This is a genomic window from Vibrio sp. TAP-3B (assembly GCF_057784735.1).
Genome location: NZ_CM173495.1, coordinates 1,778,208 through 1,802,901 on the forward strand (window position 1 = coordinate 1,778,208; position 24,694 = coordinate 1,802,901).

A 24,694-nucleotide genomic window follows, 5' to 3' on the forward strand; every position below is an offset into this window, starting at 1 on the left:
TTATAAAATTAACAGCTCAAGTTATCAATTATATTGATACCCCTGTATATAAATCCCCCTCTAGATATTGACCTTGCTCATATGCACCATTACACTCATCAATGCTTTAAACAATTATTAAAATAATCAATTAGGGGATAACCCCCAACATCAACTCAAATGGCAAGGAAAAATGGATATGGACTCAATTGCAAAGAGACCGAGAACTAGGCTTTCCCCTATCAAGCGTAAGCAACAATTGATGGAAATCGCACTCGAAGTATTTGCTCGCCGTGGCATTGGCCGTGGTGGTCACGCTGATATCGCAGAAATCGCTCAAGTTTCTGTTGCTACCGTGTTTAACTACTTCCCAACTCGGGAAGATCTCGTTGATGAAGTACTCAACCATGTAGTACGCCAATTTTCGAACTTCCTTTCGGATAACATTGACTTAGACATACACGCTCGTGACAATATTGCGAATATCGCCAACGCAATGATCGAATTGATAAGCCAAGATTGCCATTGGTTGAAAGTGTGGTTCGAATGGAGTGCTTCAACTCGTGACGAGGTATGGCCGCTGTTTGTTTCAACCAATAAGACCAATCAACTGCTGGTACAAAACATGTTCATGAAAGCGATTGAACGTGGTGAAGTCCGTGAACAGCATGACCCAGAACATTTGGCAAACTTGTTCCACGGCATTTGTTACTCGCTGTTTGTTCAAGCGAACCGCTCTAAAGGTGAAGCAGAGCTTCAGCAACTGGTTCATTCATACTTAGATATGCTTTGTATTTACAACCATGAACACTAGAGCCTAACTTGAGATAAAGACAAGCCCACCACATGGTGGGCTTGTCTTTATCTGTCACTTACTGCGCTTTTGTATGGCTATTGAGCAAGCATAAAAAAACCGCTGCAATGCAGCGGTTTATGTTATTCAATCAGAAAAAGCTTACTTCTTCTTTACTGCTTTTTTGTTTGGAAGATCAGTGATAGAACCTTCGAATACTTCAGCAGCTAGACCGACAGACTCGTGTAGCGTTGGGTGGGCATGGATAGTTAGCGCGATATCTTCTGCATCACAACCCATTTCGATCGCGAGGCCGATTTCACCCAGCAGTTCGCCACCGTTAGTACCAACGACAGCACCACCAATTACGCGGTGTGTCTCTTTGTCGAAGATAAGCTTAGTCATACCATCTTCGCAGTCAGATGCGATTGCACGTCCGGAAGCGGCCCATGGGAATGTTGCCACTTCGTATTTGATGCCTTCTTCTTTCGCTTCTTTCTCAGTCTTACCAACCCAAGCGACTTCTGGCTCAGTGTACGCGATTGAAGGAATAACTTTAGGGTCAAAGTAGTGTTTCTTACCTGCAATAACTTCAGCTGCCACGTGACCTTCATGCACACCTTTGTGCGCAAGCATTGGTTGACCAACGATGTCACCGATCGCGAAGATGTGAGGTACATTAGTGCGCATTTGCTTATCAACGTTGATGAAGCCGCGCTCGTCGATTTCTAGACCCGCTTGTTCACCATCGAGTTGTTTGCCGTTTGGTACACGGCCGATAGCGACAAGAACCGCATCGTAACGTTCTGCTTCAGCAGGGGCTTTTTTGCCTTCCATTGAAACGTAGATACCGTCTTCTTTGGCTTCAACTGCGGTTACTTTCGTTTCTAGCATGAGCTTGAACTTGTCTTTGATACGCTTAGTGAAGACTTTCACGATATCTTTGTCTGCCGCAGGGATTACCTGATCAAACATTTCAACAACTTCAACGTTAGAACCTAGAGAATGGTAAACCGTCCCCATTTCTAGACCGATGATACCACCACCCATGATAAGCAGTTTTTCTGGCACTTCTTTCAGTTCAAGAGCGTCAGTTGAGTCCCAAATACGTGGGTCTTCATGCGGGATAAATGGCAGTTTGATTGGACGAGAACCCGCCGCAACGATTGCGTTGTCGAAGTTAACAACTGTCGACTCACCTTCGCCTTCTACAAGGATAGAGTTAGGGCCAGTGAACTTACCGTAACCGTTAACAACCGTAACATTACGCATCTTAGCCATGCCGCTTAGACCGCCAGTCAGTTGGTTAACAACCTTATCTTTCCAGATACGGATCTTGCTGATGTCTGTTTGAGGCTCACCGAATACAACGCCGTGGTCAGCCATCGCTTTCGCTTCTTCTATTACTTTAGAAACGTGAAGCAGTGCTTTAGATGGGATACAACCCACGTTCAAACATACACCGCCAAGCGTGCTGTAACGTTCAACTAATACAGTTTCAAGACCTAAATCCGCACAACGAAATGCAGCGGAGTAACCAGCAGGACCAGAACCAAGTACAACAACTTGGGCTTTAATTTCTTTGCTCATTTTGACCTCTTGTAGTCATTATCCCTAACAGGCTGAGTGGGTATCGATTTTTATGTTTAAGAGAGACTGGTTTTAAACAGTTATTTTCAGACCACTAACAGTTTACAGAGATGTTAATGGTGTGAAAAGTAAATCAATTTAGCCTGTGAGCTAGACAACAATTCGATTGTAAAAACCCAGAGCTAAGCAAGGGTGAACATCAAATTATCGGTAATTATGATTAGCAGAGGCGGCTAAATTGCCGCCTCTCATTCATCTAGTTTCTATTAAAGAACTAGACGACGAATGTCAGATAGACATGAGTTTAGGTAAGTGATGAATCGCGCACCTTCAGCACCATCGATCACACGGTGGTCGTATGATAAAGACAGTGGAAGTTGTAGACGCGGTTCGAACTCTTTACCGTTCCATACCGGCTTCATCTCAGACTTAGACACACCTAGGATACCAACTTCTGGCGCGTTTACGATTGGTGTAAACGCTGTACCGCCGATACCGCCAAGGCTAGAGATGGTGAAACAGCCACCTTGCATGTCAGACGATGTTAGCTTGCCAGAACGTGCTTTCTTAGAAACCACCATTAGCTCTTCAGATAGCTCGTAAATGCCTTTTTTGTTCACATCTTTAAAAACAGGAACAACCAGACCGTTTGGTGTATCGACTGCGATGCCCACGTTGACGTACTTCTTAAGAATGATGCTTTCACCATCTTCAGATAGAGACGAGTTGAACGCTGGGAACGCTTCTAGTGCTTTAGCCACGGCTTTCATGATAAACACAAGTGGCGTGATCTTCATGCCTGTGTCTTTCTTCGCTTCGATCGCGTTCTGCTCTTTACGGAATGCTTCTAGCGCCGTGATGTCTGCGTTATCCCACTGTGTAACGTGTGGGATCATCACCCAGTTACGATGTAGGTTAGCACCAGAGATCTTCTTGATCTTAGACAGCTTCTGAACTTCTGTTTCACCGAACTTGCTGAAGTCCACTTTTGGCCATGGTAAAAGACCAAGAGCAGCGCCGTCACCTTTGCCAGATGCTGCTGCAACTGCGCCAGACTCAAGACGCTTAAGTGCATCTTTCACGTAAGATTGAACGTCTTCCTTCAGGATACGGCTCTTACGACCAGACCCTTTAACCTTAGACAGGTTAACGCCAAATTCACGCGCTAGACGACGAACAACTGGAGACGCATGCGCGTACTCGTCGTTCTCTTTGAAATCACCAGTTGTTGCTGGTACAGCTGGCGCTTCTGCTTTAGGAGCCGGAGCTGCAGGTGCTGCCGCTTGAGCTGGAGCCGTTGTCGGAGCTGGAGCTGCGCCTGCAACCTCGAATACCATGATTAGTGAGCCAGTAGACACTTTGTCGCCAGCTGCAATCTTGATTTCTTTAACGGTACCAGCGAATGGTGCAGGCACTTCCATAGAAGCTTTGTCACCTTCAACAGTGATCAGAGATTGCTCTTCTTCCACTGTGTCGCCAACGGCAACCATGATCTCAGTCACTTCGACTTCGTCGCCACCGATATCTGGAACGTTCACTTCTTTCGCTGCAGACGCTGCTGGAGCCGCCGCTGGTGCTTCTTCTGCTGCTGGAACACCTGAACCTGCAGTTTCGCCAGATTCTGTAGAGAAAATCATGATTAGAGAGCCAGTCGAAACTTTATCGCCTGCTGCTACTTTTATCTCTTTTAGCGTACCTGCGAATGGCGCTGGCACTTCCATAGAAGCTTTATCGCCTTCAACCGTTAGAAGAGATTGCTCTTCTTCGATGCTGTCGCCAACGGCAACCATGATTTCAGTCACTTCGACTTCATCACCACCGATGTCTGGTACGTGAACTTCTTTTAGTTCTGCCGCTGCTGCTGGAGCTGGAGCCGCTGCTGGAGCTGCTTCTGCCGCAGGAGCAGGTGCAGCGTCAGCTGCACCCTCGGCTTCGAAAATCATGATTAGAGAACCAGTAGAAACCGTGTCGCCTTCTGCAACTTTGATTTCTTTAACGATACCCGCTTGAGAAGCAGGCACTTCCATAGAAGCTTTATCGCCTTCAACTGTGATCAGAGACTGCTCTTCTTCAACCTTGTCGCCAACGCTTACAAGAATCTCAGTAACTTCAACCTCATCCGCACCGATGTCTGGTACATTAATTTCGATTGCCATTTCTTATCTACCTTCTTAATTAAGCGTATAGCGGGTTTGTTTTCTCTGTGTCGATGTCGAATTTCTTAATTGCTTCTGCAACTACAGATTTCTCAACTTCGCCACGTTTCGCTAGTTCAGTTAACGCTGCTACTACGACGTAACCTGCGTTCACTTCGAAGTGACGACGTAGGTTTTCACGGCTGTCTGAACGACCGAAGCCATCCGTACCAAGAACTTTGAAAGACTCAGCAGGAATGAATCCACGAACCTGCTCTGCGTAGTTCTTCATGTAGTCAGTTGCTGCGATAGCTGGCTCACTGCCCATTACTGTTTGGATGTAAGGTACTTTCGCTTCTGCTTCTGGGTGAAGCATGTTGAAACGCTCAGCATTCTGACCATCACGAGTCAATTCGTTAAATGAAGTTACAGAGTAAACATCAGAAGCAACGCCGTAATCATCACTTAGAATTTGAGCCGCTTGACGAACTTCATTCATGATAGTACCAGAGCTCATTAGCTGAACTTTAGCCTTGTCACCAACGTAGGTTTCTAGCTTGTAGATACCTTTACGGATGCCTTCTTCAGCGCCTTCTGGCATTGCTGGCATTGCGTAGTTTTCGTTCATTAGTGTTAGATAGTAGAACACGTTTTCTTGTTCTGGACCGTACATGCGACGGATACCGTCTTGCATGATGACTGCAACTTCGTACGCGAATGTTGGGTCGTAAGAAACACAGTTAGGAACTGTACCCGCCAAAATGTGCGAGTGGCCGTCTTCGTGCTGTAGACCTTCACCGTTCAACGTTGTACGACCAGCAGTTGCACCTAGTAGGAAACCACGTGCTTGTTGGTCACCCGCCATCCACGCCATGTCACCAACGCGTTGGAAGCCGAACATTGAGTAGTAGATGTAGAACGGAATCATTGGTAGATCGTTGGTCGAGTATGACGTTGCCGCCGCAACCCATGAAGACATAGCGCCTAGTTCGTTGATACCTTCTTGTAGAACCTGACCTGAAGTCGCTTCTTTGTAGTAAGAAACCACGCCACGGTCTTCCGGTGTGTAAGTCTGGCCATGTGGGTTGTAAATACCGATTTGGCGGAACAGGCCTTCCATACCGAATGTACGTGCTTCATCAGCAATGATAGGAACGATGTTCTTACCAATGTTCTTGTTCTTAAGTAGAACGTTTAGTGCACGTACGAATGCCATAGTTGAAGAGATATCACGCTTCTGTTCTTCTAGTAGCGGCTTGAATTCTTCTAGCTCAGGAACGATGAATTCTTGAGTGAATTTTGGTAGACGCTGCGGCGTGTAACCGTGTAGCGCTTTACGACGAGCGTGTAGGTATTCGTACTCTTTTGAACCTTCTTCAAGTTTCAGGTACGGCAGCTCTTGCACTACTTCGTCAGTCAGAAGCTCTTGTAGGCCTAGGCGATCACGTAGGTGTAATACGTGAGTCATGTCCATCTTCTTAACTTGGTGCGCGATGTTTTTACCTTCAGCCGCTTCACCCATGCCGTAACCTTTAACCGTCTTCGCTAAGATGACGGTTGGACGGCCTTTAGTTTCTGCTGCATTTTTGTATGCCGCGTAAAGCTTAGATGACTCGTGACCACCACGCTTAAGTGCGAAGATTTCATCGTCAGTCATGTCTGCAACAAGTGCCGCTGTCTCTGGGTATTTACCAAAGAAGTGCTCACGTACGTACGCGCCATCTTTTGATTTGAAGGTTTGGTAGTCGCCATCGATGGTTTCGTTCATCAGCTGCAGAAGCTTACCAGACGTATCTTTAGCAAGTAGTGCATCCCAGTTGTTACCCCAGATTACCTTCACTACGTTCCAGCCAGCACCTTTGAATAGACCTTCAAGTTCTTGAATGATCTTACCGTTACCCATTACAGGGCCGTCTAGACGCTGAAGGTTACAGTTGATGAGGAAACATAGGTTGTCTAGCTTCTCACGCGCAGCGAAAGAGATTGCACCACGTGATTCTGGCTCATCCATCTCGCCATCGCCTAGAAACGCGTATACACGCTGTTCAGACGTGTCTTTCATGCCACGGCCGTCTAGGTATTTAAGGAAACGAGCTTGGTAGATAGAGGCGATAGGACCTAGGCCCATCGATACCGTTGGGAACTGCCAGAATTCAGGCATCAGTTTAGGGTGCGGGTATGAAGGAATACCTTTGCCGTCCACTTCTTGACGGAAGTTGTCTAGCTGCTCTTCAGTTAGACGACCTTCAACGAATGCACGCGAGTAAACACCCGGTGAAATGTGACCTTGGTAATAAACTAGGTCACCACCATCCTTCTCGTTTGGTGCACGGAAGAAGTGGTTGAAACATGTTTCGTAGAATGCAGCAGAAGACTGGAAAGACGCCATGTGGCCGCCCAACTCTAGGTCTTTCTTAGAAGCGCGTAGGACGATCATGATGGCGTTCCAACGGATAATGGAACGAATACGGCGCTCAAGTGTTGTGTCACCAGGGTAAGCTGGCTCTTGGTCTGCAGGAATCGTATTGATGTAGTTAGTTGTGATACCTGTTGGCATATCAACACCGTCTAGACGTGCTTTGTCTAGAACTTGCTCTAATAAGAATTGAGCACGCTCTAGACCTTCTTCACGTACAACTGACTCAAGCGCTTGTAGCCATTCTTGAGTTTCCAGTGCATCTACGTCATGCTTCATATCAGACATGGCGATCTATCCTTCTGTTGGTTGGATCTACTTATTTAAGTAACGCTCTACGAGTCGTTACCCTGCTGAATTCGACGTAGAGAACGCTCTCGTCGAGACTCTTCTCGAGTCAAATCCAACAATGTTTCTTCGATATAAGCCAAGTGCGAGTGGGACATTTCTCGCGCCTTTTCAGGCTGACCAGAAACAATCGCATCCACGATATTGGCTCGGTGTTTACTCACTTTCTCAACCGCTTCAGGGCGGCGACGTAGTAATTTGAAATTTTGTAGAATATTTTGCTCAAGCAAGGGGGCTAAGCTACGAATTATATGCAGCAGAACGACGTTGTGAGCCGCTTCTGTTAAAGCAATCAAAAACTGCATCACTTCTGCTGACTCTGCTTCAATATCGTTGTTTGCTTGCTGTTTACTGATCCGCTCAAGACAACCTTGAATGCGTGCAAAATCTTCTTCGGTACCCCGTAAAGCTGCAAAGTAAGCTGAAATCCCTTCCATTGCATGACGAGACTCAAGCACATCAAGCTGGGTTTCAGAATGGCTAGACAATAAATTTAGCAAGGGATCTGAAAAGCTTTTCCAGATATTTTCACTTACGTATGTCCCGCCGCCTTGACGACGAGTTAACAGACGTTTCGCTTCCAAGCGTTGAATAGCTTCCCGGATTGAAGGACGAGACACATCGAACTGTCTTGCCAGTTCGCGCTCGGGGGGCAATTGTTGCCCCGGAGACAATGTTCCTTCCACAATCAGCCTTTCTAACTCTTGTTCTATAACATCAGAGAGCTTTGGCTGACGAATCCTTTGATAAGCCATAAATTATTGTTCTTCTACTCTTACAGGTAATTGGTAATACCAATTTTAAGTTGGTGCAGAAATTAACATAATAAAAACGTCACTGTCCAGCCAAAATTTGACCCAAATCATAGAACGAGCCTAACTCCAACACTCCATTAACAATCGACCATTAAAACAGCAATAGAATTGGTATGACCAATTACATAAAGCATACAAATGGGAAGTCGACGTGCTAGCGATTTTGGCAAAGAAATACAGAAAATGACAAAATTATCAGCCTATTTATTCATCAAAAGCCATGCAAATGCATGAAAATGTCGTTAACTTTTAACAATCATTAATATTTCTGGTATCAAAAAAAGGCATACCAGATCGTATGCCTTATTTATTTCGCTTTTTTGAGTTTACACTTTCGCTACAAACTAACCTTGTATTAGCTGTCTATATTTCACCCAATCAAAGCTTAGACCAGGATCGCTCTTTCTCAAAGGTGCGATGTATTGATGCCCTGTGATTCTTGGTTGAGTCACTTGTGGGTAGTGCTGCATGATGGTGAGAGTCAATTCTGCAAGTGCTTGATATTGAAGTTCTGTATAGGCCGTAAATTCTGTTCCTTCGAGCTCGATACCAATGGAATAATCATTACAATACGCTCTCCCTGCAAAACTGGATTGGCCTGCATGCCACGCTCTATCAAGAAAAGAAACAAATTGAACGACTTCGCCATTTCTCTTAATCAGGCAGTGCGCTGAAACGCCCATTTTGTGAATTACGTCAAAAAATGGGTGGGTATTAGGATCTAGGTTGCCGGTAAAAAAGTCTTCTATATAACTCCCACCAAAATGGCCTGGTGGCAAACTGATGTTGTGTACAACCAGCAGAGAGATGTCGTTTATATCAGAGCGGGCATCAAAAAATGGTGACGGAACATGCTTTGCCTGTGTCAGCCAGCCATTCTCGATAATTGGGCGCATATCAACCTCTCTAGTTGTAGGGTCTGTTAACCTTTCACGGTTAAATTTTGTTCGAGATAAAAGCGATTTAATCGCGGCGAGAGGTTTGTAGCCTAGCATTCTAAGCAAAATCCTCTCAACAAAGAGTAAAACGCTGTTAGCCGAACCCTTCGGGCAGCGTTTGTGGCTGCTTTCTACGGCTTTATCAGGTAGAGCAACTACATTTCAAAGCCTCTGCCTTGTATAAAGCCCCCACAAACTGCTGCAAAAATCAGCTTGAAAGGTCAACAGACCCTAAATTAACTGCTGAAATTATTGACACCGGAGAGTATCATTCGTTGCCATCTCCCTTTCAAGACAAGATTTGCGATGAAGAACACACACAATAGTCAACAACGCCTAGAATACCTTAAACAACAACTCCCTTTAGAGATCACTCGCTCTGTCGCTGATACCTTAAAAGAAGATCTAGGTGGCAGTATCGACGCCGATAAAGACATCACCGCATCTTTGATCCCAGCTAACGCAATCAATACTGCGGCGATCATCACGCGTGAATATGGGGTATTTTGTGGTCAAGCTTGGGCAGATGAAGTCTTCAAGCAACTCGGGGGGAACGTCACCATCGAGTGGCACGTTAAAGACGGTGACAAAGTCGAACCAAACCAAGCACTTTGCACTCTAACCGGCCCTGCTCGTGACTTGTTAACCGGTGAGCGTAACGCGATGAACTTCATCCAAACACTGTCGGGCTGTGCAACCACGACTGCAGAGTACGCGGCAAAAATCGCCCACACTGAATGTCGCTTGCTCGATACACGTAAAACTATTCCGGGCCTGCGCAGCGCACTAAAATATGCCGTCGCTTGCGGTGGCGGTTTTAACCACCGTATCGGTGTGTTCGACGCCTACCTGATTAAAGAAAACCACATCATTGCTTGCGGTGGTATCACACCTGCCATCCAAAAAGCGAAAGAACTCAACCCAGGCAAACCAGTAGAAGTGGAAACGGAAAGCTTAGATGAGCTAAAACAAGCCATCAATGCAGGCGCAGACATCATCATGCTCGATAACTTCACCAAAGAGATGATGCGTGAAGCCGTCAAAATTAACGCCGGTCGTGCAGCACTGGAAAACTCAGGCAACATCACCTTAGAGACTATCGCCGAATACGCCGAAACAGGCGTAGATTACATCTCGGTTGGTGCATTGACCAAGCACCTAAAAGCGATGGATCTTTCGATGCGCTTCAAATAATCAACACAATATAATGTAAACTTAAAACATATAATTCAGTAACTTATCAGCAACCAATCATTAATAAAGGGCCACTTGGCCCTTTATTTTTATCCACGATATAAATACATCACTCGCAAAACCCTGCCCACTTGGTGCAACTTAACGCTAAAGAGTTGTATCTCACTCGAGAGCCCACCTCGTCCCCATTTTCATCCCTGTTCACTCTTCATAATCTCTCCTTAATGCACTCGCATTATTCATGAAAAAGAAAGGGTTACAGATATGAAAAACGTGAAACAAAAAAAACAGCAGGGTTTTACCCTGATTGAATTGATGATCGTGGTGGCGATTATTGGGGTACTTTCGGCAGTAGCTATTCCTGCGTACCAAAATTACGTTCAAAAAACAGAAGTAGCGTCAGCATCGGCTACCCTTCGTGGGCTTTTAACTAATATCGACATGTATCAGCAAGAAAATGGCGGTTCTTTCCCTGACAACGCTAATAAGGTTGGCGGAACATCAGCCATGAACTCTCTAGGAACAATTGATTTAATTCCTGTGGGGACAAGTGGAGGCACCGCAACATTTACATTTACCGAAGGAAGTTTAAGTTCTGTTTCAGCTAAAGTTCGTTACTCTAAGGATAACTCTACGGGCTGGACTTGCGCTACCAAAGACGTTCCTACTGATTCAAGAACAAATAGTTGTACAGCAACTTATTAATGCAAACCAACCTCTCAACGGTTCTTCGTCAAAAAGGGTTACTAACCTTTACCCAAGAAGAATCGTTACTTGAGCAAGTGAACGCCTCCGGCATTTCGATGCCGGAGGCGTTGCTCGTTTCTGGTTTTTTCACCTCAAGCGAACTTGTTGAGCACTTGAGTGAGACCTTTGGCCTAACCCGAGCTGAGCTCGCTCAGCACCAATACTCATCGCTATGTCAACAGCTCGGTCTACGTGAATTAATCACCAGCCACCATGCGCTGCCGCTGCAGCGCAGCGCTTCCACCCTATTACTAGCCATTGCCGATCCGACCAACCAACAAGCCGAAGATGACTTCCGCTTTGCTACCGGTTTACAAATCGAACTGGTATTGGCCGATTGTCGTGAACTCAGCGCCGCGATTCGACGCTTGTATGGGCGCTCGCTCAGCCAAGACAAGTCGGGATTAAAGGAGATCAACCAAGAAGAGCTGGCCAACTTGGTCGATGTCGGCGCCGATGAAATTGAAAACATCGAGGACTTAAGCCAAGACGAATCGCCGGTGAGCCGCTACATCAACCAAATTTTGCTCGATGCGGTGCGTAAAGGCGCGTCTGACATTCACTTTGAGCCATATGAAAAAATGTTCCGCGTTCGTCTGCGCTGCGATGGTATTTTGATCGAAACGCAACAGCCGCCAAGCCATTTGAGCCGGCGTTTATCGGCTCGAGTTAAAATTTTATCCAAGCTGGATATTGCCGAGCGACGTTTACCGCAAGATGGACGCATCAAATTAAAGCTAAATCAAGACACCGCCATTGATATGCGTGTATCAACGTTGCCCACTCTGTTTGGTGAAAAGATCGTATTACGTCTGCTCGACAGCAGCTCGGCATCATTGGATATCGACAAACTGGGTTATAGCGAGCAGCAAAAGCAGTTGTATCTTGATGCACTGCGCCGTCCACAAGGCATGATCCTCATGACGGGACCAACCGGGAGCGGCAAAACCGTCTCCTTGTACACTGGGCTGAACATCCTCAACAAGCCTGAAATCAATATCTCTACAGCTGAAGATCCGGTAGAAATAAATCTGTCTGGTATCAATCAAGTTCAAGTTCAGTCTAAGATCGGCTTTGGTTTCGCGGAGGCTTTGCGATCTTTTCTACGCCAAGACCCTGATGTGGTTATGGTCGGTGAAATTCGTGACCTCGATACTGCTGAAATCGCAATAAAAGCCGCACAAACCGGTCACTTGGTCCTTTCTACCTTGCATACCAACTCGGCGGCTGAAACCGTTATCCGCTTATCCAATATGGGCATCGAAAGTTTTAACCTTTCTTCTTCTCTCAGCTTGATTATTGCCCAACGTCTAGCGCGTAAACTTTGTTCTCAGTGTAAACAACCTCAAGAGCTTACCGTTCAGCTGCAACACCTGGGTATTCAATCGACTGATAACCTTTTTAAAGCCAACCCTAGTGGCTGCAACGAATGCACCCATGGCTACTCTGGCCGTACAGGTATTTACGAAGTCATGCGCTTTGATGAATCACTATCCGGAGCGCTCATCAAAGGCGCCTCTGTTCATGAACTCGAAAAGCTCGCCATCGCCAACGGCATGCACACACTGCAAATGTCTGGCATAGAAAAACTGAAACAAGGAATCACGTGCTTTAACGAGCTACAGCGTGTGCTTTATTTTTAATTTAATCCTCTAATCAGCAGTCAATCCCTATGAAGACCACAACGCCACAACTCAAAAACTTCCGCTGGAAAGGCATTAATAGCGCAGGAAAAAAGACCTCTGGACAAACCTTAGCGATGACCGAAATAGAAGTTCGAGAACGCTTAGATGCACAGCATATCAAGATCAAAAAACTTAAAAAAAGCAGCATCTCTTTTTTGACCAAACTCAGTCACCGAGTCAAAGGTAAAGACATCACGATTTTTACTCGTCAAATCTTCACAATGTTAGTGACGGGCGTACCATTAGTTCAAGCCTTAAAACTGGTGTCTGACAACCACAAAAAAGCAGAGATGAAGTCAATATTAATGAATGTTACGCGTGCTGTAGAGGCAGGCACTCCGATCTCCAAAGCGATGCGTACCGCAAGCTCACATTTCGACCCACTTTATACTGATTTAATTGCCACAGGTGAACAATCCGGTAACTTAGCGGAAGTTTTCGAGCGTCTTGCTACTTATCGCGAAAAGGATGAACAACTGCGAGCAAAAGTGATCAAAGCATTGATTTATCCTGCGATGGTTATTTTGGTCGCACTTGGGGTTTCCTATCTAATGTTGACCAAAGTGATCCCAGAATTTGAAAAAATGTTTGTCGGTTTTGGTGCAGAGTTACCTTGGTTTACCAGACAAGTGTTAGACCTTTCAGCTTGGACACAAAACTGGAGCCCCTTTATTGGGTTTGGGGCGGTAAGTTTGTTTCTTTCAGCTCGAATACTGGCCAAGCGATCCGACTCTTTCCGCTTGATGCTGAACCGCTCAGTGTTAAAATTTCCCGTGCTTGGTCCGGTACTCTCAAAAGCGGCCATTGCTAAATTTAGCCGAACACTCGCCACCAGCTTCACCGCTGGTATTCCGATTCTTACCAGCTTAAAAACCACGTCCAAAACGTCAGGTAATATGCATTACCAACTGGCGATTGAAGAAGTTTATCGTGATACCGCCGCAGGAATGCCAATGTATGTCGCAATGCGTAACTGTAATGTCTTCCCTGAACTGGTATTACAAATGGTCATGATCGGTGAAGAATCTGGTCGACTAGACGATATGCTCAATAAAGTTGCAACGATCTACGAGTTTGAAGTCGATAACACCGTCGATAACTTAAGTAAAATTCTAGAGCCACTTATTATCGTTTTTCTTGGTGTCGTCGTGGGCGGATTAGTGACAGCAATGTACTTGCCAATCTTTAACTTAATGAGTGTATTGGGCTAGAATGCACCGTTAATCCCTTCAAAACAGTATATTGCTGATTTGATTTTTCACTCAAGAGACAAATATGGAAGTATTCCAGTACTACCCTTGGCTATTCGTTGTGCTTGCCACCATTTTCGGTTTGATCGTGGGTAGTTTTCTCAATGTCGTCATTTATCGACTACCTAAAATCATGGAATTAGAATGGCGACGCGAATGTGCCGAGTCATTTCCTGAATACAAAATAGAACCGCCTAAAGAAGTGCTAACCTTGAGCATCCCACGCTCCTCTTGTCAGAAGTGCGCCACGCCAATTCGTATTCGAGATAACATCCCAGTTCTCAGTTGGCTACTTTTGAAAGGAAAGTGTCATAATTGTCATGCTCCTATTAGCCCTAGATACCCACTTATAGAATTGCTGACCGCCGCTGGTGCCGGATTTGTTGCGTATCACTTTGGACTCAGCGACTTCACCATCGCATTGATCTTTTTTACTTTTGTATTGATCGCGGCAACTTTTATCGATCTTGATACCATGCTGCTACCGGACCAATTAACATTACCATTAACTTGGGCTGGCATTGTCTTAGCATTAGTCGAAATCAGTCCTGTTACTCTGCAAGACTCTATTATAGGAGCCATTGCCGGCTACTTATGTCTCTGGTCTGTTTATTGGGGATTTAAGCTGCTTACGGGTAAAGAAGGGATGGGATATGGTGACTTTAAACTGCTGGCGGCACTGGGAGCTTGGCTGGGTTGGCAGTCACTGCCGCTGATCATTCTACTTTCTTCTGTGGTTGGCATCGTATTTGGCTTGGTTCAACTTCGCTTGCAAAAGCAAGGCATTGAAAAAGCATTTCCCTTCGGCCCTTACTTAGCCATTGCAGGGTGGATAAGCTTAATCTGGGGCGATCACATTTTACATTGGTACTTTACTTCAATTCTAGGAGTGTAAATGGCTTTGGTAATTGGTTTAACAGGTGGTATCGCTAGCGGTAAAACCACCGTGGCGAACCTGTTCAAGCAGCAATTTAAAATCGACATCGTCGATGCCGATATAGTCGCAAGAGAAGTGGTTGAGCCGGGCACACCAGGCTTAAACGCAATTATTGAACACTTTGGTCACGATATCATTCGTGAAGACCAATCACTGGATCGCACTAAACTACGAGAAAAAATTTTCTCGAACCCAAATGAAAAAGCATGGCTTAACGCACTATTGCACCCCATCATTCGTGAAAAGATGATTGAAGATTTGCAACAAGTCACATCAGACTATGCGCTGTTAGTTGTACCGTTACTCGTCGAAAACAGGCTGGATAACTTATGTGACCGAGTTCTTGTGGTCGATGTAGAACCAAGTACACAGATATCTCGCACCATAAAACGCGACAACGTGAGTGAAGATCAGGTTCGTGCCATCCTTGCGTCCCAGGCATCGCAAGAACAAAGGCTCGCTATTGCCGACGATGTGGTTAAGAATAACCCAAACGACCCAGATCTTTTGCTTCAAATCACAAATTTGCATGAAAAGTACCTAGCCATGTGTAAGAAAGATCTGCGAAAATAGGAATGAAACTCACCAAGGCTTATGTCGATGACCACGCACAAATTTGAACATCCGTTAAATGAGAAAACTCGCATCTATCTAAGAGTAGAGTCTCTGCTGCGTCAGGCTCACTTAGCCTCTGGTTTTGCTGAAACTCACCACTATCAGCTTTTTTTCCGTGCTCTTTTCGATATGGTAGAGATCTTTGAACAGATTCAGTTAAAAAGTGAATTAGCGAAAGATCTTGAGAAACAACGACTGTCATATCGACATTGGTTGAATGTTGATGGGGTGGATCAAGACGCTTTGAATGCACTACTTCAGGAAATTGACGTCGTTCATAGTCAGCTCATGAGCGCCGAGCGTTTTGGCCAAGCACTGAAAGAAGATCGTTTCTTAAGTTCTATCCGCCAACGTTTTAATTTGCCTGGCGGCTCATGCTGCTTTGATTTACCCGCCTTGCATTACTGGTTGCATTTACCGATTGAACGTAAAAAACACGATGCTCAGCAATGGCAAGCAAGTTTAAAACCACTCTCTGATGCACTTGCCTTATGGTTAAAGCTCACTCGAGAAACGGGGCATTTCAAGTCTCAAATCGCCCGTGCTGGTTTCTTCCAAAGTGACGCCGATGGTGCGAATATTCTAAGGCTTCATATTCCTATGAAGTACGGTGTTTATCCTATGATCTCAGGCCATAAAAACCGTTTTGCTATCAAATTTATTTCATTTGAGGCTGGCCAAGCTTGCACGAAAGATATCGAATTTGAGCTCGCTGTTTGTAGCTAAACTATCATTCTCAGTGGCGATTTACCCACAGGTTTATGCCTATATACCCTTTACACCAAATAATAATGGGACGACAAACTATGTCTAAAATTATCATTGTTCAATGCCCACAGTGTGGTGCTGACGTAGAATGGGGAGAACAAAGCCCTCATCGCCCTTTCTGCAGCAAGATGTGCCAAATGATTGATTTTGGTGAATGGGCAGACGAAGAGAATACGATTCCAGGCGCACCCGATATGTCGGATAGTGATGGCTGGTCGGAAGATCAATACTGATAAATTTAAAATAAAGCATGTCTAAAAGGGGTTGATGTTTTGCATCAACCCCTTTTTCTATTCTTGTTTCTTTTGATGCTTGAGTGACGCTATTTTTAACTCGGTCAAAACAAAAACGCGTAAAGCACCAATAACACTACACGAATGGAAAAGAGCAAATTAAAAACATAAAAAAAACGGAGCCCGAAGGACTCCGTTTAATATGAGAACGCTAATTATAGCATTACTTCTTAGCAAGTTTCTCTTTGATACGAGCAGACTTACCAGAACGCTCACGTAGGTAGTACAACTTGGCACGACGTACTGCACCACGGCGTTTAACTTCAATGCTATCAACAACTGGAGAGTGCGTTTGGAACGTACGCTCAACACCTTCACCGTTAGAGATCTTACGTACAGTGAAAGCTGAGTGAAGACCACGGTTACGGATGCCGATTACAACGCCTTCGAAAGCCTGTAGACGCTCACGCTCACCTTCTTTTACCTTAACTTGAACAACAACAGTGTCACCTGGTGCAAATTTAGGTAGGTCTTGTTTCATTTGCTCTTGCTCAAGAGCTTTGATGATGTTACTCATTTTTAAATTCCTAGAATAAACTGATACTAAATAAATTAGGTTACTTTGCGTTACGCTCTTTAATGAACTCAGCAAGTAATAGTTCCTGTTCGTCAGTCAGAGCTAGGTTTTCCAGGAGCTCTGGTCTTCTTAGCCAAGTACGGCCTAGCGACTGTTTTAGTCGCCATTGACGAATGTCCTTATGGTTGCCTGACATCAGTACCGCTGGTACTTCTTTGTCATCCAACACTTCAGGACGCGTATAGTGGGGGCAATCTAGCAAGCCATTTGCAAAAGAGTCTTCTTCTGCTGACGCGAAATCTCCTAACACTCCCGGAATAAACCGTGAGACAGAATCAATCAACGTCATGGCTGGTATCTCACCACCCGTCATCACAAAATCCCCAATCGACCATTCTTCATCGACTTCAGATTGAATAATGCGCTCATCTACCCCTTCGTACCGACCACAAATCAGAAGTAAATTCTCATTCGTTGCCAGTTCTTCGACTCCTTTTTGGTCGAGCTTGCGACCTTGAGGAGAAAGGTAAATGACTTTCGTCTTACCGGGTGAGGCTTGTTTAGCAGTCTCAATAGCATCGCGCAAAGGCTGAACCATCATTAACATGCCTGGGCCACCACCGTAAGGTCGGTCATCAACAGTGCGATGCTTATCGTGAGTAAAATCTCTAGGATTCCATGTCTCAATCGACAAAAGACCTTTTTTAACCGCTTGACCTGTTACTCCAAAATCAGTAACAGAACGGAACATTTCAGGAAAAAGGCTAATAACGCCAACCCACATGTTTATCTCGCTCTGTAGTTTTTGGAGATCAGAATCCAGGATCCCAGTCAACTTCGATCCGTTGAGCTTCGCGATCAATATTAATGATCACTTGCTCTTCAAGGAACGGAATTAATCGTTCCTTCTGCCCGAAAGCATCTTTAAGATTTGCTTTAACAACCAGAACATCATTTGAGCCAGTTTCTAGTATGTCAGTAACGACACCTAGATCGTAACCTTGTGTGGTTACGACTTGCATCCCAAATAATTCACGCCAGTAGAACTCATCTTCTGACAGTTCAGGGAGTACTGCAGGGTCAATCGCAATTTCAAAGTTTGTCAGTAAGTGCGCGTCTTCGCGAACATCCAGACCTTCCAGCTTAGCTACCATCCCTTTGTTATGGCGCTTCCAACTTTCTACTTTGTGCTCTACCCACTTGCCCTTTTGGTTAATATACCAAGGGTTGTAATCGAAAATGCTTTCAGCATTGTCTGTGTAGGAAAAAACCTTAAGCCAACCACGAATGCCGTAAGTAGCACCTAACTTGCCTACAACAATCTTTTCGTTGCTCATTGTTTCTTTACCTTTCATCGACATAAACTAGCTTCTACTTATAACAGTAAAGATTAAGCCGCTTTTTGAGCGTCTTTAACTAGCTTAGCAACGCGGTCAGATAAAGACGCGCCTTCACCAACCCAGTGGTTAACACGGTCTAGGTCTAGACGCAGACCTTCTTCTTGACCTGTAGCAGTTGGGTTGAAGAAACCAACTTTTTCGATGAAACGGCCAGTTGCAGCGTTGCGGCTGTCCGCTACTACGATTTGATAAAATGGACGCTTTTTAGCGCCGTGACGTGCCAAACGAATGGTTACCATGTCGTCCTCTTTGCTTTCTCAAAAATAAAATTAACCCCAATAACCATTCAAGTAATTAAACAGTTTGGGGTCTCGTGCCAAATTAAAGCTCCGGAATTTTACTCTTCTCCCGGAGCAATGCAAGGGGTTTAGTTACTTTTTCACCAACAGAAATAAATTCTAAAGTTTGTGACGTGCCTAACACCCTGAAACTAAGCGTGTTCGATTAGTTATCGACCAAATGGGTTAAAGCCACCGCCGCCACCCATCATGCCTTGCATGTTGCGCATCATGCCTTTCATGCCACCTTTTTGCATCTTTTTCATCATTTTTTGCATTTGAGTGAATTGTTTTAGCATGCGGTTTACGTCTTGTACCTGAACACCAGAGCCAGCAGCAATACGTTTTTTACGCGAACCTTTGATGATTTCTGGACGCTGTCGTTCTTTCATTGTCATGGAGCTAATAATGGCTTCCATTTGCTTGAACATCTTATCATCAACTTTGTCTTTCACATTATCTGGGAGCTGGGACATCCCTGGAAGCTTGTCCATCATGCCCATCATGCCGCCCATATTTTGCATCTGACCAAGTTGTTCACGGAAGTCCTCAAGATCGAAGCCTTTCTTCTCTTTAAACTTCTTCGCCAGTTTTTCTGCTTTATCGTGGTCAACGTTGCGTTGTAGGTCTTCAATTAGTGACAGTACGTCACCCATACCTAGAATACGCGAAGCCACGCGATCAGGATGGAAAGGTTCTAGCGCGTCAGTTTTTTCACCGACCCCCAGAAACTTGATTGGTTTACCCGTAATATGGCGAACAGAAAGCGCCGCACCACCGCGAGCATCACCATCTACCTTGGTGAGAACCACACCAGTTAGAGGCAGCGCATCACCAAAAGCTTTTGCCGTGTTAGCGGCATCTTGCCCTGTCATGGCATCAACAACGAACAACGTTTCTACTGGAGTGATTGCGGAGTGAAGTTCTTTGATTTCCCCCATCATCTCTTCATCAATCGCCAAACGACCCGCGGTATCGACGATCAGTACGTCGTAGAATTTTTTCTTCGCATGGTCAACCGCCGCATTAGCAATATCAATTGGCTTTTGATCTGGTGAAGATGGGAAGAAGTCGACACCGATATCCGACGATAGGGTTTCTAGCTGCTTGATTGCAGCAGGACGGTAAACGTCAGCCGATACAACTAAAACTTTCTTCTTGTCACGTTCTTTAAGGAGCTTCGATAGTTTACCCACCGACGTGGTTTTACCTGCACCTTGTAAGCCCGCCATCAAAATCACAGCTGGCGGTTGAGCGGCCAGATTGAGCGCTTCATTAGACTCGCCCATGACCGCTTCAAGTTCAGATTGAACGATCTTAATGAATTCCTGACCTGGGGTCAGAGATTTTGACACTTCTACGCCAACCGCCTTTTCTTTAACGCGGTTAATAAATTCACGAACGGCAGGCAATGCAACGTCAGCCTCAAGTAAGGCCATTCGCACTTCACGTAGGGTCTCTTTAATGTTGTCTTCTGTCAGACGACCTTTGCCACTGATATTTTTCAGCGTTTTGGATAATCGATCCGTTAAATTCTCAAACATCTTTGTCTCTTCGCTAAAATGGCGATTAATTAGTATAAGTATACCTTAGCCAACGTCACAGTCATACCCGTCCAGCTTCTCTATTCCTATATGGGAAGTTAACTTATTAATTTCAATATCTCATCTCTCACGATTGATATCGGATATAACGTAGCCCCAAAGAGTAATGCAAGGTATAATTTGTTCTATTGTGCACAATAACCTTTAGGATTCATGGATAGCTTAATTGCCATCGCGGCCGCCATGCTTTACATTCTGGCGATAGCGACCATCATACCCGGACTCTCACAGCAGTCAGGAATCAAAGCAAAAACGGTGTTTGCCAGTGCGGCCTGTGCGCTTGTTTTTCATGCGTGGACCTTGAGTGATCTCATATTTGGTGGTGCCGGTCAAAACCTCAGTATTCTCAATGTAGCTTCACTGATCAGTTTTATCATTTCTTTAGTGATGAGCATCGCCATGTTGAAAAATCGACTGTGGTTTCTATTGCCAGTGGTTTATAGCTTTGCTGCCATCAATTTATCTGCCGCCACGTTTTTATCCAGCACTTTTATTAAACACTTAGAAAACGATCCTAAGCTACTTATTCATATTTCTTTTGCGCTGTTCTCTTATGCCACATTGACCATCGGCGCCCTCTATGCGCTGCAGCTTGCTTGGTTAGATCACAAGCTCAAAGCAAAGAAATCGATGGCGATTAACCCCAATTTACCACCACTATTGATGGTCGAGCGCCAACTCTTCAAAATCATTTTGATTGGTAACGTACTACTGACAGCAACACTCATTACTGGGTTTGTTTTCGTACAAGACATGTTTGCCCAAGGTAAGGCGCATAAAGGTATTCTTTCTTTTATCGCGTGGGTGGTGTATTCAATACTGTTATGGGGGCACTACCAAAAAGGTTGGCGTGGCCGAAAAGTGACATGGTTCGCTGTCGCTGGCGCGACATTGTTAACCTTGGCTTATTTTGGCAGCCGCTTCGTAAAAGAAATCATCTTAAATTAGGCGCCTTAGGGCCCTGTCCTTTATATTTGCGGCTAGATAAAATACAGTACGCGTTAACCCCTGACTTAACGGACTTACTCTACCGTTAAATAACCTAATACATACAAGGAACAGCAACGTTTTGGACGACATATCTACGGGTATCTTATTTGCGCTACTCGCGTGTCTTATCGTCATATCAGGTTACTTTTCCGGTTCAGAAACAGGGATGATGTCTCTGAATCGTTATCGCTTAAAACACTTGGCCAAAAATGGGCACAAAGGTGCTAAGCGCGTCGAAAAACTACTCAACCGCCCAGACCGCTTGATTGGTCTTATTCTTATCGGCAACAACCTCGTTAATATTCTCGCATCCGCTATCGCGACCATTATTGGTATGCGTTTATATGGCGATCTTGGCGTTGCGCTCGCTACAGGTGCGCTTACTATGGTTGTGCTGGTTTTTGCCGAAGTGACACCAAAAACCATTGCTGCACTGTATCCTGAACGCGTTTCGTATGCGAGTAGCATTCTTTTGACGATTTTAATGAAGTTACTTTCACCCTTGGTGATGTTGATTAACTTTATTACCAACGGTTTTATCCGTTTACTTGGTGTGAAGGCCGATCATTCTGTAGAAGATCACCTCAGCTCTGATGAACTTCGCACGGTTGTAAACGAGGCTGGCGGTCTCATCCCTCGCCGTCACCAAGATATGTTGGTTTCGATTTTAGATCTTGAGCACGTCACTGTGAACGACATTATGGTGCCGCGTAATGAGATCACAGGAATAGACATTAATGACGACTGGAAATCCATTGTTCGTCAATTAACTCACTCGCCACACGGACGCATCGTTTTTTACCGTGACCAAATTGATGAAGTGGTTGGCATGCTGCGTTTACGTGAAGCGTACCGCTTAATGCTAGAAAAAAACGAGTTCAATAAAGAAACGCTACTGCGCGCCGCAGATGAAGTGTATTACATCCCGGAAGGGACACCGCTGAACGTCCAAATGTTGAAGTTCCAACGCAACAAACAACGTATTGGCCTTATCGTCGATGAGTATGGCGATATTATTGGTTTGGTAACATTGGAAGACATTCTTGAAGAAATCATTGGCGAATTTACGACATCGATTTCGCCTAGCCTGTCAGATGAAATCAGCCCACAAGGCGATGGCAGTTTCCTTATTGAAGGCAGCACCAATATCCGCGATATCAACAAAGGCTTGAAGTGGGACTTACCCACCGATGGTCCGAGAACGTTGAATGGTCTTATTTTGGAACACCTTGAAGATATTCCGGAAAGCCACCTAAGTGTTCGAGTCGCAGAACACCCTATGGAAATCGTTAAAATCAACGAGAACCGCATCAAATTAGTTAGGGTCTACCCTAAGAAGAAAAACCAGTAAAATAAAAAGAGCCTGACATCTGAACTGACCCCCAATAGTTGGACACCAATTATTGGGGGTCTTTTTATGTCCAAATATAGCCGCGAGCTAAAATGTATCATTGCTAAACAATGCTTAGATGGTGCGTCATCTCGCTATTTAGCAAAACAATATTCAATGTCTTCAAGACAGATACGGTATTGGGTTCAAGTCTTTGTCATCCATGGTGCTGATTCATTTTTACCAACTAAGCATGCTACTGCTCAGGAAAAACGAAAAGCATTGAATTTAATGTGGACGAATGATTGGTCTCTCACGCACACTAGCGCAGTATTAAACCTCTCATCCCCGGGGATACTCTCTGTCTGGCTCAAAAGATTTAATGAGCTCGGTATCAAAGGGCTCAAAATGCGCCAGAAAGGAAGACCCTCAATGAAACAGCAACCTCAACGTACCACTAAACCTGATAATGAAATGACACTTGAGGAGCTAAAAGAGGAGTTGGTCTACTTACGAACTGAGAATGCCGTTCTAAAAAAGTTGGAAGAGTTGGAGCAGGAAAAAAACCGTCGAACAAAGAAAAAGCGGTCATAGCTCTAACTCTTAAAGGCAAGTACCCGTTGAAGCACTTACTGCACACTCTACAGTTGGCAAAAAGTGTCTTCTATTATCAGGCTCAAACGAGTAAGCGCCCAAATAGCTACGAACGTGAGCTGCGTTTGATAAAGTCAATTTATCATGAACATAAGGGTCGATACGGCTACCGCCGTATTCACTTGGAACTAAAAAATCAGGGGGTTATGCTTAATCACAAAACGGTTCAAAGACTTATGGCTCAGCTCAACCTTAAATCGACGGTCAGGGTTAAAAAGTATCGTTCATACCGAGGAGAATCTGGAACAGCAGCTCCTAACGTGCTTGAAAGAGATTTTAGTGCGACTCAACCCGATGAAAAATGGGTAACAGATGTCACGGAGTTCAAAATCAAAGAGCAGAAAGTATACTTGTCTCCCGTTGTCGACTTGTTTACTCAGGAAGTGGTTGCTTATAGAGTGGCCAAAAATGCCTGCTTGCCGCTTGTCACGGATATGCTGACGGAAGCTATATCAACGCTTAAACCCAACTCAAAACCAATTATACATAGCGATCAAGGTTGGCAATATCGCCATCGACAGTATCAGAAAAAGGTAGCGGAGAATGGGTTAACGCAAAGCATGTCGAGAAAAGGTAACTGCTTGGATAATGCTGTTGCTGAAAACTTTTTTGCTTTACTCAAAACAGAGATGTATCACAACCAAAGCTTTGAAGATGCAGATGCTCTGATAGAACAAATTAAAGAATACATCGAGTACTACAATACCAAGCGTATAAAAGTGAAACTAAAAGGCCTGACTCCGATAGAATATCGAACTCAGGTCTTGAAAGCCGCTTAACAGAAATGTCCAACTTTACGGGGTCACTTCAATCATCAGGCTCTTTTTATTTTTTTATTTAGCGCTTAATAACATTCAATATTCTTAATTGATGCTCAGCTCTTTTAACATCGATTCTGGCAGTGCCAGAGCATCGTTTTTATTAACAGATACGCCAGCATCAAGAATGTTCTTCGCTATTTGCTGCGCTTCCTCTAGTGAATGCATCGCCGCGGTACCACATTGGTACTCGTTCAGTTCTGGGATCTTGCTCTGGCTCTCGACTTTAAGCACGTCTTTCATCGCTGCAATCCAAGCATCCGCTACTTGCTGCTCTGATGGAGTGCCAATCAGACTCATGTAAAAGCCCGTGCGGCAACCCATCGGCGAAATATCGATGATCTCCACAGAATCGCTGTTAAGATGATTACGCATAAAGCCAGCATAAAGGTGCTCTAGGGTGTGAATACCTTTTTCAGAAAGAATGTCTTTGTTTGGCGCAGTAAAGCGTAAGTCGAAAACAGTAATCGTATCCCCTTTTGGGGTCTGCATGGTTTTCGCCACTCGTACTGCTGGTGCATTCATGCGAGTGTGGTCCACGGTAAAACTATCGAGTAAAGGCATTACATCTCTCCTGATTGTAATTCCAATCCCTGTCGG

At 44.8% G+C, this 24,694-nt stretch carries 24 protein-coding genes; 13 read left to right on the forward strand and 11 right to left on the reverse strand.

Annotation, left to right across the window (positions count from 1 at the left end):
- Positions 1 to 178 precede the first annotated feature (178 nt).
- On the forward strand, positions 179 to 793 hold the full coding sequence (locus tag AC3D28_RS08285; protein WP_488534504.1) for a LuxR/HapR/OpaR family quorum-sensing transcriptional regulator: 615 nt from the start codon (positions 179 to 181) through the stop codon (positions 791 to 793).
- Positions 794 to 934: 141 nt separating this feature from the next.
- Here AC3D28_RS08285 and lpdA read toward each other — a convergent pair whose 3' ends face one another.
- The 5 genes from lpdA to ampD all read right to left on the reverse strand — a co-directional run bounded on the left by lpdA (position 935) and on the right by ampD (position 8,972).
- Entirely contained in the window at positions 935 to 2,362 is a 1,428-nt protein-coding gene (gene lpdA / locus AC3D28_RS08290; RefSeq protein WP_098414847.1) for a dihydrolipoyl dehydrogenase, read from the reverse strand.
- A 266-nt stretch (positions 2,363 to 2,628) separates the two neighbouring features.
- Positions 2,629 to 4,518 (reverse strand): pyruvate dehydrogenase complex dihydrolipoyllysine-residue acetyltransferase, encoded by a 1,890-nt coding sequence (gene aceF / locus AC3D28_RS08295; protein WP_488534505.1) that lies wholly within the window; start codon positions 4,516 to 4,518, stop codon positions 2,629 to 2,631.
- A gap of 19 nt (positions 4,519 to 4,537) precedes the next feature.
- The gene (gene aceE, locus AC3D28_RS08300) at positions 4,538 to 7,201 is read right to left on the reverse strand and encodes a pyruvate dehydrogenase (acetyl-transferring), homodimeric type (RefSeq protein ID WP_488534506.1); all 2,664 of its coding nucleotides are present in this window, start codon (positions 7,199 to 7,201) and stop codon (positions 4,538 to 4,540) included.
- Positions 7,202 to 7,248: 47 nt separating this feature from the next.
- Complete coding sequence (gene pdhR / locus AC3D28_RS08305) at positions 7,249 to 8,016, reverse strand: pyruvate dehydrogenase complex transcriptional repressor PdhR (protein ID WP_098414844.1); 768 nt, start codon at positions 8,014 to 8,016, stop codon at positions 7,249 to 7,251.
- 404 nt (positions 8,017 to 8,420) lie between these two features.
- Positions 8,421 to 8,972, reverse strand: coding sequence for a 1,6-anhydro-N-acetylmuramyl-L-alanine amidase AmpD (gene ampD, locus AC3D28_RS08310; RefSeq protein WP_488534507.1), 552 nt, complete (start codon positions 8,970 to 8,972; stop codon positions 8,421 to 8,423).
- 348 nt (positions 8,973 to 9,320) lie between these two features.
- Between ampD and nadC the strand changes: the two genes are divergently transcribed.
- The 8 genes from nadC (at position 9,321) to yacG (ending at position 16,443) form a co-directional block, all read left to right on the forward strand.
- Positions 9,321 to 10,208 carry a carboxylating nicotinate-nucleotide diphosphorylase gene (gene nadC / locus AC3D28_RS08315; protein ID WP_488534508.1) on the forward strand — a complete coding sequence of 296 codons (888 nt, stop codon included), beginning with the start codon at positions 9,321 to 9,323 and terminating at the stop codon, positions 10,206 to 10,208.
- 264 nt (positions 10,209 to 10,472) lie between these two features.
- Positions 10,473 to 10,913 (forward strand): pilin, encoded by a 441-nt coding sequence (locus AC3D28_RS08320; RefSeq protein ID WP_488534509.1) that lies wholly within the window; start codon positions 10,473 to 10,475, stop codon positions 10,911 to 10,913.
- Positions 10,913 to 12,598 carry a type IV-A pilus assembly ATPase PilB gene (gene pilB / locus AC3D28_RS08325; RefSeq protein WP_488534510.1) on the forward strand — a complete coding sequence of 562 codons (1,686 nt, stop codon included), beginning with the start codon at positions 10,913 to 10,915 and terminating at the stop codon, positions 12,596 to 12,598. The genes AC3D28_RS08320 and pilB overlap by 1 nt, the downstream gene beginning before the upstream one ends.
- A gap of 29 nt (positions 12,599 to 12,627) precedes the next feature.
- Positions 12,628 to 13,851, forward strand: a complete 1,224-nt coding sequence (locus AC3D28_RS08330) for a type II secretion system F family protein (RefSeq protein WP_488534511.1) — start codon at positions 12,628 to 12,630, stop codon at positions 13,849 to 13,851.
- Between the two features lie 64 nt (positions 13,852 to 13,915).
- Positions 13,916 to 14,785 (forward strand): prepilin peptidase, encoded by an 870-nt coding sequence (locus AC3D28_RS08335; protein ID WP_488534512.1) that lies wholly within the window; start codon positions 13,916 to 13,918, stop codon positions 14,783 to 14,785.
- A complete protein-coding gene (gene coaE / locus AC3D28_RS08340; RefSeq protein WP_098414838.1) occupies positions 14,786 to 15,400 on the forward strand; it encodes a dephospho-CoA kinase in 615 nt (204 codons plus the stop codon).
- 27 nt (positions 15,401 to 15,427) lie between these two features.
- Positions 15,428 to 16,168, forward strand: coding sequence for a cell division protein ZapD (zapD, locus tag AC3D28_RS08345; RefSeq protein ID WP_098414837.1), 741 nt, complete (start codon positions 15,428 to 15,430; stop codon positions 16,166 to 16,168).
- Positions 16,169 to 16,248: 80 nt separating this feature from the next.
- The gene (yacG, locus tag AC3D28_RS08350; RefSeq protein WP_098414836.1) at positions 16,249 to 16,443 is read left to right on the forward strand and encodes a DNA gyrase inhibitor YacG; all 195 of its coding nucleotides are present in this window, start codon (positions 16,249 to 16,251) and stop codon (positions 16,441 to 16,443) included.
- Positions 16,444 to 16,666: 223 nt separating this feature from the next.
- Here yacG and rplS read toward each other — a convergent pair whose 3' ends face one another.
- The 5 genes from rplS to ffh form a co-directional block, all read right to left on the reverse strand.
- Positions 16,667 to 17,020, reverse strand: a complete 354-nt coding sequence (gene rplS / locus AC3D28_RS08355) for a 50S ribosomal protein L19 (protein ID WP_098414835.1) — start codon at positions 17,018 to 17,020, stop codon at positions 16,667 to 16,669.
- A gap of 40 nt (positions 17,021 to 17,060) precedes the next feature.
- Positions 17,061 to 17,804: a tRNA (guanosine(37)-N1)-methyltransferase TrmD gene (trmD, locus tag AC3D28_RS08360; protein WP_098414834.1), complete on the reverse strand. Its 744-nt coding sequence runs from the start codon at positions 17,802 to 17,804 to the stop codon at positions 17,061 to 17,063.
- Positions 17,805 to 17,832: 28 nt separating this feature from the next.
- The gene (gene rimM / locus AC3D28_RS08365) at positions 17,833 to 18,381 is read right to left on the reverse strand and encodes a ribosome maturation factor RimM (protein ID WP_488534513.1); all 549 of its coding nucleotides are present in this window, start codon (positions 18,379 to 18,381) and stop codon (positions 17,833 to 17,835) included.
- 29 nt (positions 18,382 to 18,410) lie between these two features.
- Positions 18,411 to 18,659, reverse strand: a complete 249-nt coding sequence (gene rpsP, locus AC3D28_RS08370; RefSeq protein WP_098414832.1) for a 30S ribosomal protein S16 — start codon at positions 18,657 to 18,659, stop codon at positions 18,411 to 18,413.
- A 209-nt stretch (positions 18,660 to 18,868) separates the two neighbouring features.
- Positions 18,869 to 20,242 carry a signal recognition particle protein gene (gene ffh / locus AC3D28_RS08375; RefSeq protein ID WP_488534514.1) on the reverse strand — a complete coding sequence of 458 codons (1,374 nt, stop codon included), beginning with the start codon at positions 20,240 to 20,242 and terminating at the stop codon, positions 18,869 to 18,871.
- 213 nt (positions 20,243 to 20,455) lie between these two features.
- On the opposite strand from ffh, the gene AC3D28_RS08380 reads away from it, so the two are divergent.
- The 4 genes from AC3D28_RS08380 (at position 20,456) to AC3D28_RS08395 (ending at position 24,055) form a co-directional block, all read left to right on the forward strand.
- On the forward strand, positions 20,456 to 21,250 hold the full coding sequence (locus AC3D28_RS08380) for a cytochrome C assembly family protein (RefSeq protein ID WP_098414830.1): 795 nt from the start codon (positions 20,456 to 20,458) through the stop codon (positions 21,248 to 21,250).
- Between the two features lie 121 nt (positions 21,251 to 21,371).
- Positions 21,372 to 22,643, forward strand: coding sequence for an HlyC/CorC family transporter (locus tag AC3D28_RS08385; protein WP_488534515.1), 1,272 nt, complete (start codon positions 21,372 to 21,374; stop codon positions 22,641 to 22,643).
- A gap of 66 nt (positions 22,644 to 22,709) precedes the next feature.
- Complete coding sequence (locus tag AC3D28_RS08390) at positions 22,710 to 23,216, forward strand: helix-turn-helix domain-containing protein (protein ID WP_098414183.1); 507 nt, start codon at positions 22,710 to 22,712, stop codon at positions 23,214 to 23,216.
- Entirely contained in the window at positions 23,213 to 24,055 is an 843-nt protein-coding gene (locus AC3D28_RS08395) for an IS3 family transposase (protein ID WP_488536032.1), read from the forward strand. Before AC3D28_RS08390 ends, AC3D28_RS08395 begins: the two co-directional genes overlap by 4 nt.
- Before the next feature lie 84 nt (positions 24,056 to 24,139).
- Here AC3D28_RS08395 and luxS read toward each other — a convergent pair whose 3' ends face one another.
- Positions 24,140 to 24,658, reverse strand: a complete 519-nt coding sequence (gene luxS / locus AC3D28_RS08400) for an S-ribosylhomocysteine lyase (protein WP_098414828.1) — start codon at positions 24,656 to 24,658, stop codon at positions 24,140 to 24,142.
- Positions 24,659 to 24,694: the final 36 nt, after the last annotated feature.

What these genes read in the sequence shown, in the direction of transcription:
- AC3D28_RS08285 (WP_488534504.1), top strand. Translation starts at nt 179, where the DNA reads ATGGACTCAATTGCAAAGAGACCGAGAACTAGGCTTTCCCCTATCAAG.
- lpdA (WP_098414847.1), bottom strand. Translation starts at nt 2,362, where the DNA reads ATGAGCAAAGAAATTAAAGCCCAAGTTGTTGTACTTGGTTCTGGTCCT.
- aceF (WP_488534505.1), bottom strand. Translation starts at nt 4,518, where the DNA reads ATGGCAATCGAAATTAATGTACCAGACATCGGTGCGGATGAGGTTGAA.
- aceE (WP_488534506.1), bottom strand. Translation starts at nt 7,201, where the DNA reads ATGTCTGATATGAAGCATGACGTAGATGCACTGGAAACTCAAGAATGG.
- pdhR (WP_098414844.1), bottom strand. Translation starts at nt 8,016, where the DNA reads ATGGCTTATCAAAGGATTCGTCAGCCAAAGCTCTCTGATGTTATAGAA.
- ampD (WP_488534507.1), bottom strand. Translation starts at nt 8,972, where the DNA reads ATGCGCCCAATTATCGAGAATGGCTGGCTGACACAGGCAAAGCATGTT.
- nadC (WP_488534508.1), top strand. Translation starts at nt 9,321, where the DNA reads ATGAAGAACACACACAATAGTCAACAACGCCTAGAATACCTTAAACAA.
- AC3D28_RS08320 (WP_488534509.1), top strand. Translation starts at nt 10,473, where the DNA reads ATGAAAAACGTGAAACAAAAAAAACAGCAGGGTTTTACCCTGATTGAA.
- pilB (WP_488534510.1), top strand. Translation starts at nt 10,913, where the DNA reads ATGCAAACCAACCTCTCAACGGTTCTTCGTCAAAAAGGGTTACTAACC.
- AC3D28_RS08330 (WP_488534511.1), top strand. Translation starts at nt 12,628, where the DNA reads ATGAAGACCACAACGCCACAACTCAAAAACTTCCGCTGGAAAGGCATT.
- AC3D28_RS08335 (WP_488534512.1), top strand. Translation starts at nt 13,916, where the DNA reads ATGGAAGTATTCCAGTACTACCCTTGGCTATTCGTTGTGCTTGCCACC.
- coaE (WP_098414838.1), top strand. Translation starts at nt 14,786, where the DNA reads ATGGCTTTGGTAATTGGTTTAACAGGTGGTATCGCTAGCGGTAAAACC.
- zapD (WP_098414837.1), top strand. Translation starts at nt 15,428, where the DNA reads ATGACCACGCACAAATTTGAACATCCGTTAAATGAGAAAACTCGCATC.
- yacG (WP_098414836.1), top strand. Translation starts at nt 16,249, where the DNA reads ATGTCTAAAATTATCATTGTTCAATGCCCACAGTGTGGTGCTGACGTA.
- rplS (WP_098414835.1), bottom strand. Translation starts at nt 17,020, where the DNA reads ATGAGTAACATCATCAAAGCTCTTGAGCAAGAGCAAATGAAACAAGAC.
- trmD (WP_098414834.1), bottom strand. Translation starts at nt 17,804, where the DNA reads ATGTGGGTTGGCGTTATTAGCCTTTTTCCTGAAATGTTCCGTTCTGTT.
- rimM (WP_488534513.1), bottom strand. Translation starts at nt 18,381, where the DNA reads ATGTCGATGAAAGGTAAAGAAACAATGAGCAACGAAAAGATTGTTGTA.
- rpsP (WP_098414832.1), bottom strand. Translation starts at nt 18,659, where the DNA reads ATGGTAACCATTCGTTTGGCACGTCACGGCGCTAAAAAGCGTCCATTT.
- ffh (WP_488534514.1), bottom strand. Translation starts at nt 20,242, where the DNA reads ATGTTTGAGAATTTAACGGATCGATTATCCAAAACGCTGAAAAATATC.
- AC3D28_RS08380 (WP_098414830.1), top strand. Translation starts at nt 20,456, where the DNA reads ATGGATAGCTTAATTGCCATCGCGGCCGCCATGCTTTACATTCTGGCG.
- AC3D28_RS08390 (WP_098414183.1), top strand. Translation starts at nt 22,710, where the DNA reads ATGTCCAAATATAGCCGCGAGCTAAAATGTATCATTGCTAAACAATGC.
- luxS (WP_098414828.1), bottom strand. Translation starts at nt 24,658, where the DNA reads ATGCCTTTACTCGATAGTTTTACCGTGGACCACACTCGCATGAATGCA.